The sequence below is a fragment of the Saccharothrix sp. BKS2 genome (assembly GCF_047689505.1).
In the GTDB taxonomy this organism is placed as follows: domain Bacteria; phylum Actinomycetota; class Actinomycetes; order Mycobacteriales; family Pseudonocardiaceae; genus Actinosynnema; species Actinosynnema lopnurensis.
This window is the reverse complement of sequence record NZ_JAUQOL010000005.1, coordinates 1-11,737: the sequence shown is the minus strand read 5'-3', so window position 1 is coordinate 11,737 and position 11,737 is coordinate 1. Positions and strand designations below refer to the sequence as shown.

At 75.0% G+C, this 11,737-nt stretch carries 11 protein-coding genes; 9 read left to right on the top strand and 2 right to left on the bottom strand.

Going from position 1 to position 11,737, the window contains the following annotated elements:
- The first annotated feature begins 67 nt into the window (after positions 1–67).
- Together kduI and Q5530_RS11215 are read left to right on the top strand one after the other, a co-directional pair.
- Positions 68–907 (top strand): 5-dehydro-4-deoxy-D-glucuronate isomerase, encoded by an 840-nt coding sequence (gene kduI / locus Q5530_RS11220; protein ID WP_415362104.1) that lies wholly within the window; start codon positions 68–70, stop codon positions 905–907.
- Positions 904–1,674, top strand: coding sequence for an SDR family oxidoreductase (locus Q5530_RS11215; protein ID WP_415362103.1), 771 nt, complete (start codon positions 904–906; stop codon positions 1,672–1,674). The genes kduI and Q5530_RS11215 overlap by 4 nt, the downstream gene beginning before the upstream one ends.
- A 9-nt stretch (positions 1,675–1,683) precedes the next feature.
- Here the strand turns inward: Q5530_RS11215 and Q5530_RS11210 are convergent, their stop codons facing one another.
- Positions 1,684–2,790 carry a substrate-binding domain-containing protein gene (locus tag Q5530_RS11210; protein ID WP_415362102.1) on the bottom strand — a complete coding sequence of 369 codons (1,107 nt, stop codon included), beginning with the start codon at positions 2,788–2,790 and terminating at the stop codon, positions 1,684–1,686.
- 409 nt (positions 2,791–3,199) lie between these two features.
- Between Q5530_RS11210 and Q5530_RS11205 the strand changes: the two genes are divergently transcribed.
- The 6 genes from Q5530_RS11205 to Q5530_RS11180 all read left to right on the top strand — a co-directional run bounded on the left by Q5530_RS11205 (position 3,200) and on the right by Q5530_RS11180 (position 10,398).
- Positions 3,200–5,185 carry a DUF2264 domain-containing protein gene (locus Q5530_RS11205; protein WP_415362101.1) on the top strand — a complete coding sequence of 662 codons (1,986 nt, stop codon included), beginning with the start codon at positions 3,200–3,202 and terminating at the stop codon, positions 5,183–5,185.
- A gap of 82 nt (positions 5,186–5,267) precedes the next feature.
- Positions 5,268–6,572 carry an ABC transporter substrate-binding protein gene (locus tag Q5530_RS11200; RefSeq protein ID WP_415362100.1) on the top strand — a complete coding sequence of 435 codons (1,305 nt, stop codon included), beginning with the start codon at positions 5,268–5,270 and terminating at the stop codon, positions 6,570–6,572.
- Between the two features lie 80 nt (positions 6,573–6,652).
- Entirely contained in the window at positions 6,653–7,576 is a 924-nt protein-coding gene (locus tag Q5530_RS11195; RefSeq protein WP_415362099.1) for a carbohydrate ABC transporter permease, read from the top strand.
- Positions 7,576–8,490: a carbohydrate ABC transporter permease gene (locus Q5530_RS11190; RefSeq protein ID WP_415362098.1), complete on the top strand. Its 915-nt coding sequence runs from the start codon at positions 7,576–7,578 to the stop codon at positions 8,488–8,490. Before Q5530_RS11195 ends, Q5530_RS11190 begins: the two co-directional genes overlap by 1 nt.
- Positions 8,487–9,179, top strand: coding sequence for a hypothetical protein (locus tag Q5530_RS11185; protein WP_415362097.1), 693 nt, complete (start codon positions 8,487–8,489; stop codon positions 9,177–9,179). Before Q5530_RS11190 ends, Q5530_RS11185 begins: the two co-directional genes overlap by 4 nt.
- Before the next feature lie 37 nt (positions 9,180–9,216).
- Entirely contained in the window at positions 9,217–10,398 is a 1,182-nt protein-coding gene (locus Q5530_RS11180; RefSeq protein WP_415362096.1) for a glycoside hydrolase family 88 protein, read from the top strand.
- On the opposite strand, the gene Q5530_RS11175 is transcribed toward Q5530_RS11180, so the two are convergent.
- Entirely contained in the window at positions 10,389–11,129 is a 741-nt protein-coding gene (locus Q5530_RS11175; protein WP_415362095.1) for an AfsR/SARP family transcriptional regulator, read from the bottom strand. The two genes, Q5530_RS11180 and Q5530_RS11175, sit on opposite strands and share 10 nt — an antisense overlap.
- A gap of 43 nt (positions 11,130–11,172) precedes the next feature.
- Here Q5530_RS11175 and Q5530_RS11170 point away from each other — a divergent pair, with 43 nt between their 5' ends.
- Positions 11,173–11,412 (top strand): helix-turn-helix domain-containing protein, encoded by a 240-nt coding sequence (locus Q5530_RS11170; protein WP_415362094.1) that lies wholly within the window; start codon positions 11,173–11,175, stop codon positions 11,410–11,412.
- Positions 11,413–11,737: the final 325 nt, after the last annotated feature.

Here is an 11,737-nt window from a genome sequence, read left to right as displayed (position 1 = left end):
GCCTCCGCTTTGTGACTGGGATTGACTGTTTCTTGTCGACAAGCGGTGAAACGATCAGCGAGAGAGGGTGAGGCTCGTGGAGCAGCGCTACGCGACCGCGCCGCAGCAGGTGCCGTCGATGACGACGGACGAGCTGCGGGGGCACTACCTGGTGGAGGAGCTGTTCGCCGACGACGAGGTGCGGGCGGTGCACAGCCACCACGACCGGGTGGTGCTGGTGGGCGTGGTGCCGCGCACCGGCCCGTTGAGCCTGCCGGGTTTCCCGGAGATCCGGGCGGAGCGCTTCTTCGAGCGGCGTGAGGCCGGGATCGTCAACGTCGGCGGCGCGGGCACGGTCACCGTGGACGGTGAGGAGTACCGGCTCGCGCCGACCGCCTGCCTCTACGTCGGTCGGGGCGCCGCAGAGGTGTCCTTCGCCTCCGACGACACCGACGCGCCCGCCGCCTTCTACCTGTTCTCCGCGCCCGCGCACACCGCGTACCCGACGGTGTTGGTCGAGCCGGGCGGTGGCACGGTGCGCGAGCTGGGCGACCCGCTGACCTCGAACCGCCGGACGCTGACCCAGTACGTCCACGAGGACGGCGTGCGCAGCTGCCAGGTGGTGATGGGCGTGACCGCCCTGCACCCGGGCAGCATGTGGAACACCATGCCCGCGCACACCCACGAGCGGCGCACGGAGGTGTACCTGTACTTCGGCCTGCCCGAGGACGCCCGGGTGGTGCACCTGCTGGGCGAGCCGACCGAGACGCGGCACCTGGTGGTGGCCGACCGGCAGGCGGTGATCTCGCCGCCGTGGTCGCTGCACAGCGGCGTGGGCACCGCCTCCTACAGCTTCGTGTGGGCCATGGCGGGGGAGAACCAGTCCTTCGACGACATGGACCCGCACCCCGCGGCGGTGCTGCGGTGAACCCGGAGGTGTCGGGCCTGTTCGACCTGACCGGCCGGGTCGCGGCCGTCACCGGCGCGAGCCGGGGCATCGGCCTGGCGGTGGCGCGGCTGCTGGCCGCCGCGGGCGCCGACGTGATCGGCGTCAGCGCCTCGATGCCGGAGGGCGACAGCGCGGCGCGGGCGGCGGTGGAGGGCGAGGGCCGGGTGTTCACCCCGGTGCGCACCGACCTGGCCGACCCCGGGCAGGTGGCGGAGCTGGGCGCGCTGCTGGCCGCGCGGGAGGTGGACGTCCTGGTCAACAACGGCGGCACGATCCGCCGCGCCCCCGCCGCCGAGCACGCCGACGCCGATTTCGACCACGTGCTGGCGGTCAACCTGCGCGCCACGTGGGTGCTCTCGCGCGAGGTCGGCCGGTCGATGCTGGCGCGCGGCTCGGGGCGGATCGTGAACATCGCGTCGGTGCTGAGCTTCCAGGGCGGGATCACCGTGCCCGGCTACACCGCGTCGAAGGCGGGCGTGGCGGGGCTGACCAAGGCGCTGGCCAACGAGTGGGCCCACCGCGGCGTCAACGTCAACGCCGTGGCCCCCGGCTACGTCGCCACCGACAACACCGGCGCGCTGCGCGCGGACCCGGACCGCACCCGGTCCATCCTGGAGCGCATCCCGGCCGGCCGCTGGGCCGAGCCCGACGACATCGCCGGCGCCGTGCTGTTCCTCTGCTCCCGCGCGGCCGACTACGTCCACGGCACCGTGTTCCCGGTCGACGGGGGCTGGCTGGCCCGATGACCCCTCCGGTCAGCCCGCCGGCGGGGCCGTCGAACCGCGCACGCGCAGGGACGGGGTGATCACCACCCGGTGCGTCGGCCGGTCGGGGTCGTGCAGCCGGGCCGCCAGCAGCGCCAGCGCCGCCCGCCCGATGGAGCGCCGCGGCGGGCGCACCGCCGTCAACGCCGGGGTGAACAGCGCCGCCACCTCGTCGTCGTAGGCCACCACCGACAACCCGGCGGGCACCTGGACGCCGCGCTGCTCGGCGCGCTGGACCAGGGCCATCGCCTCGGTGTCGGCGTGCACGAGCACCGCCGTGGTCCCGGTCGCCGCCAGCCCGTCGAGCACCGCGTCCAGCGCGGCGTCCCAGCCGGGCACACCGGGCCGGGGGACGGCGGTGTCCACGGTGGACGCCGGGTCGAGGCCGGTCTCCGCGCACGCGTCCAGCCAGCCGCGGTGCACGTGCGGCGAGGTGGGGCTGTGCTCGCTGGTGACGACGCCGATCCTGCGGTGCCCCAGGGACGCGAGGTGGTGCACGGCCATGGCCGCGCCCAGGGCGTGGTCGGACACCACGGACTCCACGACCGCCTGGCGCGGGCCGACCGTCGCCAGGCGCTCGACGAGCACGACCGGGGTGTCGATGGTGCTCAGCCACTCGATCGTGGCGGCCGAGGACGGCGCGGTCAGGCTCGGCGCGGCGATCAGCCCGCACACGTCCTCGTGGTCCAGCAACCGCTCCAGCTGCGGCCGGTCGTCGGCGCTCTCGTAGGACGACCCGCGCAGCAGGATGCGCAACCCCTGCGCGGACGCCTCCTCCTCGGCCCCGCGGACGACCTCCGGCCAGTAGTAGTCCAGCGAGGGGACCAGCATCCCGGCCGAGCCGAGGTGCGGGGGTCGGGCGGCGTCGAAGGGCGCCGCGCCGGGGAACGGGGTGTCGGCGGTGCGCAGGGTCGCGCCGCCGTGCACCCGGTGCAGCAGGCCCTCCCCGGCGAGGTGCGCGATGTCGCGGCGCAGCGTCACGGGGGTGACGCCCATCCGCTCGCTGAGGTCGGAGATCCGGACCACGCCGTCCCGGTGCAGCGCTTCGAGGATCGACGCGCGCCGGCTCGCGGCGAGCGTGCGGGACTCGGGGTTCACGGCGCTCCCGCCGCAGTGGTGCCCCAGGGCGATGGCACGCCGGGCGATGGCACGCCGGGCGATGGCACGCCGGGCGATGGCACGCCGGGCGCTGTCGCCGGCCCGGACGGCACCCGGTCCGCGCCGACCGTGCCGTTCCCCGTGCGCGCTCTCGTCACCGCGGATCCTCCCGTTGTTCGGACGTGGGTCCAATTATGTGGCCGGCCGGTGGTGATCCCCCGCGCCGACAGGCCGGGCCGGAGGTCCGGGCGCGCCCCGGTACCGCGGCCGGTCGGGACGGTCCGGCTCCCTGTGACCCTTGACACGATCGCTCGTGCACGTATTTACTGTTTGACGAGCAAAGCGATCAAAAACGAAAGTAACTGCGCATCGTGTGATCGAACGTCTTCCGACGACGAAGGACGGGCACATGCCGCCGGAACCCCTCCCGAGGGCCGCCGAAGCAGCCGCCGAGCGGACCGGCGAGCAGTGGACCCGTGACCAGTGGACCCGCGACCAGTGGGCGGCCACGGCAGACGGGATGCTGCGCGCGGTGCGCCCCCACGGCTCCCCGAGCCACGCGCGGATCTCGCTGCCCGGCCCGACCGGCGGCTACGGCGCCGACGTGGACGGCCTGGAGGGCTTCGCCCGCACCTTCCTGCTCGCCGCGTTCCGGCTCGCCGGCGAACACGGCGCGGACCCGGACAACCTGGCCGAGTGGTACGCCGAGGGCATCGCGGCGGGCACGGACCCCCGTTCTCCGGAGCGCTGGGTGCGCCTCGACGAGCACGGGCAGGCGAAGGTCGAGGCCGCCTCGCTGGCGCTGGCCCTGGACCTGACCCGGCCGTGGCTGTGGGACCGGCTCGACCCGGCCGTGCGGGAGCGGGTCGTGGACTACCTCGCCCCGGCCGTGGGCGACCCGACCTACCCGCGCATCAACTGGGTGTGGTTCCGCCTGGTCGTGCAGGCGTTCCTGCGCTCGGTCGGCGGCCCCTGGTCGGCCGCCGACGTGGAGGAGGACCTCGCCACCCACGACGGCTTCCGGCGTGAGGACGGCTGGATGGCCGACGGCCACGAGCGCGCGTTCGACCACTACGTGGGCTGGGCGCTGCACCTCTACCCGCAGCTGTGGGCCCGGATGCCCGGCGCGGCCGGCTTCGCCGAGGACCGCCGCGCCCGCGACACCGGGCTGCTCGACCGCTTCCTGCTCGACGCCGTCCACCTGGTCGGCGCGGACGGCTCGCCGCTGGTGCAGGGCCGCAGCCTGACCTACCGCTTCGCCGCCGCCGCGCCCTTCTGGGTCGGGGTCCTCGCCGAGGTCCCCTCCACCCCGCCCGGCGTCCTGCGCCGCGCCGCGACCGCCGTGGTCCGCCACTTCACCGACCGCGGCGCCCCCGACGAGCGCGGCCTGCTGTCGCTGGGCTGGCACGGCCCGTGGCCGCGCATCGCCCAGTCCTACTCCGGTCCGGGATCGCCGTACTGGGCGGTGAAGGGGATGCTCGGGCTGGTGCTGCCCGCCGAGCACCCCGTGTGGACGGCCGACGAGCAGCCGCTGCCCGTGGAGCGCGGCGACTTCGTGCGGGCGATCACGGCACCGGGCTGGCTGGTCACCGGCACGGCCGCCGACGGCGTGGTCCGGGTGGTCAACCACGGCACCGACCACGCCACCCCGGGCGACACCCGCGGCGACTCCCCGCTGTACGCCCGCCTCGGCTACTCCACCGCGACCTGCCCCCCGCTGGACCCCGGGAGCTGGGCCGACCCGTACGACCAGGCCGTGGTGCTGCTCGACGCCGAGGGCCGGGCGTCCCACCGGTCCGGCATGGCCGCGAGCCCCACCCGGGTCGTCGACGCCGACGGCGTGGCCGTGGGGCTGGGCTCCTCGTCCGGCGTGGTGCGCTGGCTGGAGCCCGACGAGGAGCAGGTCCACCACGGGTCGGGCTGGACGGGCCGCCACCACGACGCCGGGACCGCCACGGTGCACTCGCTCGTGCGCGGCCCGTGGGAGGTGCGCCTGGTGCGGGTCGACGACCTCGCCGAGGACCGCCCTCCCGCGGCGCTGCGGCTGTCCGGGTGGCCCGTCGCGGGCGCGGAACTCGACCTCGCCCCCGGCCCGGCGCCGGCCGTGCGCGCCGACGGCGGGACCCGGTCGGCGCTCACCGTCCTGCTCGGCCGGGCGACCGGCGCGGGCGTGTCCGTCCGCGCCGACGCCGGACCCCTCGGACCGGTCGCCGCGGTCCCCCGGGCGGACTTCCCCGTCCTGCCCGGCGAGTGGTGCGCCGTCCTGCTGGACCTGGCCCGCGACGACGGACCCCGGTCCGCCGAACCCGGGCTGCGGCTCGACCGCGACGGATCGACGACCTGGGTCGCCACCCGGTGGCCCGACGGCGTGCGGACCCGCACCGCACTGCCCTGACCGGACTGCCCTGACCGGCGGGGCGCCGCACACCCGGCGCCGGCACCCGCCCTCCCGTTGGCCGACCAGGAAGTGAAGGACCATGCGACACCGGCACCCCAGGCGGACCGCCCTCACGGCCGCCGTCACCGCCCTCGCGCTCACCGCCACCGCGTGCGGCGGGAGCGACACCGCCGACAGCGGCGGCCCGGTCACCCTGACGTTGAGCGCGTGGAGCCTCAACTCGACCCCCGAGTTCACGAAGCTCGCCGAGGCGTTCCAGGCGGAGAACCCGGACGTGAGGGTGGAGTTCAAGGAGTACGACGCCGCCAACTACGACACCCAGCTGACCGCGGACCTGGCCGCCGGCAGCGCGCCCGACGTGTACGCGCTCAAGACCCTCAAGAACTTCATCACCTACCAGAGCGGCGAGCAGCTGCTGGACGTGTCCGACGTCGCGGCGGGCCTGGGGGACCGGGTCAACGGCCTGGGCAACTACCAGGTGGACGGCGTGGCCTACGCCGTGCCCTACCGCCAGGACTCCTGGTACCTCTACTACAACGAGGACCTCTTCGCCGCCGCCGGCGTGGCGCCGCCCACCGACACCTGGACGTGGGCGGAGTACGAGCGGGCCTCGGCCGACCTGACCGCGGGCCTGAAGGCCGCGGGCTCCCCGGCCAAGGCCGCCTACCAGCACGTGTGGCAGTCCACCGTGCAGGGCCTGGCGCTGGCCCAGACCCCCGGCGCGGACCTGAACAGCGGCGACTACGGCTACCTCAAGCCCTACTACGAGCGCGCCCTGGCGCAGCAGGCGTCCGGCGCGCAGGTGGACTACGGCACGGCCACCACCAACACCCTCCAGTACCAGGCGCAGTTCGGCACGCAGCAGGCCGCGATGATGGTGATGGGCAGCTGGTACGTCGCCACCCTCCTCGCCCAGCAGGAGTCCGGTGACGCGCAGCCCTTCCGGTGGGGCTTCGCGCCCGCGCCGCAGCGCGACGGCAGCACCGAGGACCGGCCGGTCACCTTCGGCGACCCCACCGGCCTCGGCATCAACCCCGCCATCGACGAGGGCGAGGTGGCGGCGGCCAAGGAGTTCCTGTCCTTCGTGGCGGGGGAGGGCGGCGCGACCGCGCTGGCGTCCATCGGCATCACGCCCGCCACGCTGACCGAGCCGGTGACGCAGGCGTACTTCGCGGTCCGGGGCGTGCCGGGCGACGAGCTGTCCCGGTTCGCCTTCACCACGCACGACACCCGCGCGGAGAACCCCGTCTCACCGGAAACCGCCGCGTTGCAGAACATCCTCCAGGACACCCACTCGGCGATCATGTCCGGCAGCACGCCGGTGGACGAGGCCCTGCGCGAGGCGGGCGACCGGGCCCGCAGCGAGGTGCTCGGGTCCCGCTGACCCCGTGCGGGTCCGGTGCCCCGGCGCCGGTCCCGCGCCGGTCCCCTCCCGCACCCCACCCACGCAGGAGCACAGAGCCGATGAGCACCACGACGGTCGGCGGTCCGCGCACCCCGGCGGACCGGAGCAAGCGGTGGTACCGGGCGCGCCGGTCACTCCAGGGCGCCTCGTTCGTCCTGCCCAACTTCCTCGGCTTCGGCCTGCTCACCCTGGGCCCGGTCGTCGCGCTGTTCTACATCTCCCTGACCAACTGGAACGTCTTCGGCACCGCCAGGTGGGTCGGGCTGGACAACTTCACCCGCCTGGCCCGGGACGCGAGCTTCCACCGCGCCCTGCTCAACACCCTGTACTACTCGGCGTTCCACATCCCGCTCACGCTGGCGCTGTCGCTGGGCCTGGCCCTGCTGCTCAACCGGAAGCTGCGCGGCGTGGCGTTCTTCCGCACCGCCGCGTTCTTCCCCTACGTCACCTCGATCGTGGCCATCGCGATCGCGTGGAACCTGCTGTTCAGCCGGGACGCCGGACCGGTCAACCAGCTCCTGGGCCTGGTGGGGGTGGACGACCCGCCCGGCTGGACCGCGTCCTCGGACTGGGCCATGCCCGGTGTGGTCGTCGTCAGCGTCTGGCGGGAGATGGGCTACTACATGCTGCTGTTCCTGGCCGGGCTCCAGACCGTGCCGCCGGAGCTGCACGAGGCGGCCCGGATCGACGGCGCGACCGCCTGGCAGCGCTTCCGCAACGTGACCCTGCCGTGCCTGCGCCCCACGACCTTCTTCGTCACGGTCATGCTCACCATCGGCAGCTTCAAGGTCTTCGACCTGATCCTGGTCATGACCAACGGCGGCCCGGGGCAGTCGACGCTGGTGCTGTCCCAGTACATCTACCAGAAGGGCCTGGTGGAGAACCGGTTCGGCTACGCCTCCGCCATCTCCGTCGTGCTGTTCCTGCTCTGCACGGCGGTCACGGTCGTGCAGTTCGCCGTCAACCGCAGGAGGAACCCCTGATGGCCGCGCCGCACACGCTGCCCGACCTCGCCCCGCCCGGCGCGGTCGACCCGGGGACGCGACCCGGGACGCCGCCGCGCCGCCGCACCGGGCGGCTCCCCGCGCCCGGCCGGGTCCTGGGCCACACCGTCCTCGCGGTGGCGGCGGCCGCGCTGCTGCTGCCGTTCTTCTGGATGGTCTCCTCCTCGCTGAAGACCGACAACGCCGTCTTCTCGGTCCCGGTGAGCTGGTTCCCGGACTCGCCGCGGTGGGCCAACTACGTCGAGATCTGGCGGGTGTCGGACCTGCTGGGGTGGTTGGGGAACACGGTGTTCCTGTCGGTGGTCGTCACCGCGCTCCAGCTGCTCACCGGCAGCTTCGCCGCCTACGGGTTCGCCAAGACCCGCTTCCCGGGCCGCAACCTGCTCTTCGTGCTCTACATCGGCACGATCGCCGTGCCGTGGCAGGCGTACATGATCCCGCAGTTCATCCTGATGTCGGAGGTCGGGCTGACCAACACGCCGTGGGCGATCGTGGCCCTCCAGGCGTTCGGCGCCTTCGGCGTGTTCCTGATGCGGCAGTACTACGCCACCATCCCCGACGAGCTGTGCGAGGCCGCGCGCGTGGACGGCCTGAGCGAGTACGGCATCTACTTCCGGATCATGCTGCCGCTGTCGGTCCCCGCCCTGGCCAGCCTCGCGCTGCTGACCTTCGTGACCACCTGGAACGACTACCTGGGGCCGCTGATCTACCTGCGCGACCCCGACCTGTGGACGATCCAGCTGGGGCTCAAGTCGTTCGTCAGCCAGTACAACGCCGAGCACGCGCTGATCATGACCGGCTCGGTGCTGTCCGTGCTGCCCGTCGCGGTGGTGTTCCTGCTCGGGCAGAGGTACTTCGTCGAGGGCATCGCGACCAGCGGGGTGAAGGGGTGACGGCCGTGTCGCACGAGACCTACGCCCGGGTGTTCGGCACCGTCCACGGCCTGCTGGCCACCGGCGTCCTCGTGGTGACCGCGAGCGCGCCGTTCCTGGCCGTGCTGCTGTTCACCCCGGTCGCGACCACCTGGCCGCTGCTGGTGCTCACGGCCCCGGTCCTGGGACCGGCCGTCGCCGCCGCGCACGCCGTGGGCGCCTCGATCGCCCGGGACGACGGCTCGCCGGTCCTGCGCGGGTTCTGCCGCGCCTGGCGCCGGCACGCCCGCCGGGCCGCCGCCGTGTCCGGCGCCGCGACCGCCGCCCTGCTGGTGCTGGCCGTGGACCTGCGCGCGGCCTGGGGCACGCCGATCGGGGCCGTCGCCACCCCGGTCCTGGCGGTGCTGGTCGTGCTCACCGCCGCGACCGCGCTGGTGGCGCTGACCGGGGTGGTCGAGCAACCCGACGTGCCGGTCCGCCGCCTGGTCCGGGCCTGCCTGTTCCTGGCCGTCCGCCGGCCCCACCTCACGCTGGTGTCGCTGGCCGCCCTGTGGGTGCTGGCGGCCGCGGTCGCCGCCGCGCCCGTCCCCGCGCTCACCCTGCTCACCGGCCCGGTGCTGCACGTCGTCGGCGTGAGCGGCCGGGCGACCCTGAGCCCCCTGCGCGCCGGCGCCGAACGGCCCGACCCGCGCTCCGCCGCGGCGCGCTGAACCCCGCGCCCGCCGCAACCCGTCCCGAGGGAGAACCATGTCCGCGGAAGCAGACCGCGCCGCACCCCCCACCGATGTCCTGGCCGCGGCCTGGGACGCCGCCGCGGCGACCGTCCGCGGCAACATCCCCGACTTCGGCCGCTGGTACCCCGACGACACCACGACCGGCGGCGTCTACCGGCCGCGCACCCCGCGCGGCGGCCGGCCCGAGGGCGCGAACGCCGGGTGGACCACCGGGTTCTGGCCGGGGATGCTGTGGCTGGTCTGGGAGCGCACCGGGGACGAGGCCGTGCTGCTCGCCGCCCGGACCCAGGTCGACAGCTTCGCGGAGCGCGTCGAGCGCGGCATCGACCTGGACACCCACGACCTGGGCTTCCTCTACACCCTGTCCTGCGTGGCCCCGTGGCGGCTGCTCGGGCACTCGCGCGCCCGCGACGCCGCCCTCAGGGCCGCCGACCACCTCATGGACCGGTTCCTGGAGCCGGCGGGCATCGTGCAGGCGTGGGGCGACCTGGGCGACCCGCTCCAGCGCGGCCGCACCATCATCGACAGCCTGATGAACCTGCCGCTGCTGTACTGGGCGGCCGAGGCCACCGGTTCCCGGTCGTTCGCGCGGGCCGCCGTCCGCCACACCGAGCAGCTCGAACGGCACGTGATCCGCCCGGACGGCACCACGTTCCACACCTACTACTGGGACCCGGACACCGGCGAACCTCTCCGGGGCGCGACCGAGCAGGGCCACCGGGACGGCTCGTGCTGGGCGCGCGGGCAGGCGTGGGGCGCCTACGGGTTCGCCCTGGGTTACCGGCACGCGCGGCAGGAGGCGTTCCTCGACGCGGCCCGGCGCTGCGCCGACCACTTCCTGACCCGGCTGCCCGAGGACCGCGTGGCCTACTGGGACCTGGTGTTCACCGACGGCAGCGGGCAGGAGCGCGACTCCTCGGCCGCCGCGATCGCCGTGTGCGGTCTGTACGAGCTGGCCGACCACGTGGACGAGCGGGCCGCCGCGCGCTACCGCGCCGAGGGCGACGCCATCCTGACCAGCCTCGCGACCTCGTACTCGACCGCCCACGACGACACGTCCAACGCCCTGCTCCGGCACGGCGTCTACGACAAGCCCAAGCTGGTCGGGGTGGACGAGGGGAACCTGTGGGGCGACTACTTCTACCTGGAAGCCCTGTTCCGGCACCTGGAGTCCGGGTGGCGCGGTTACTGGTGAGCCGCCCGGGGGTGGGACGGGTCGAGCGCCCGTCCCGCCTGGTCGCTGGTCAGGATCACCTGGTGCAGGTGCCGCAGCTCGTGGCAGGGGCCGATCCCCAGCACCTCGGCGAGGTGCCGGCGGAAGCGGTCGTAGTGCGCGAGCGCCTCGGTCCGCCGGCCGGTGCGGTGGGCGGCGAGCACGTACTGGGCCGCCAGGCGCTCGTCCAGGGGGTTCTCGGCGGCGTGCCGGGCCAGGGTCGCGGCGATCCGGTCGTGCTCGCCGGCGGCCAGCGCGAGGTCGGCGTGGACGTGCAGGACCGTGAGCCGTTGCCGCCGGGCGGTGGCGCGCAGGTCGTCCGCCCAGGGGCTGTCGAGGGCGGGCAGCGCGTCGCCGCCCCACAGGTCCAGGGCGGTGCGCAGGGCGTCCTTGTCCGGGGCCCCGGCGCGGATGCCCGCGAAGGCCGCGCGCAGGGCGCGGAGGTCGCCGACCGCCGGGTCCATCTCCAGCACGTAGCCGCCCGACCGGCGGACCAGGTCGAGCCCCCGGACGGGCGCCAGGACGTGGCGCAGCCGGGAGACGTAGCTGTAGACGGCGCTGCGGCTGCCGGGCGGCCGCCGGTGCCCCCACACCCGGTCCGCCAGCCGGTCGGCGGTCACGACGGTGTTCGCGTCGGCCGCCGGCACGCCCAGCACGTGGCGCCGCACGGCGTGGCCGAGGTCGAGCGCCCGGCCGTCCACGAGCACCTCCACCCCGCCGAGGAGGCGGACCCCCGACCCGGGCCCGGGTCGCCCCGTGCGGTGCCCTCGTCCCGACACCGACGACCCGGCGGAGTTCGTCGCCGCGCTGGCCGAGCTGCGCCGCCGCACCGGTCTGAGCTACCGGGAGCTGGAGCGCCGCGCGGCGCGGGCGGGTGACGTGCTGCCCACCTCCACGCTCAACACCGCCCTGACCCGCACCACCCCGCCCAGCAGGCAGGTGGTGGTGGCGTTCCTGCGGGCCGCCGACGCCACGGCCGAGACGGTCGCGGCCTGAACCGCCGCCCGCGCCGCGCTCGCCGCCGCTCCGGCCCTCGCCGCCCCGGCCGGCGCGTCGGCCCTTGCCTCCCAGGCCGCCGGGCCCCCTGCCGCCACCCCGGCTCCGGCCGTCGTGACCCCGGCCGCCACCCCGGCCCTCGCCCCTCCAGCTCCGGCCCCTCCAGCTCTGGCCGCCCCAGCTCCGGCCGCCCCAGCGGAGATCGCGAGCGATGAGCGCCGACCGGTCGCGCCACCGCAGCTCAGCCGACCGCAGCTCAGCCGACCGCAGCTCAGCCGACCGCAGCTCAGCCGACCGCAGCTCAGCCGACCGCAGCTCAGCCGAC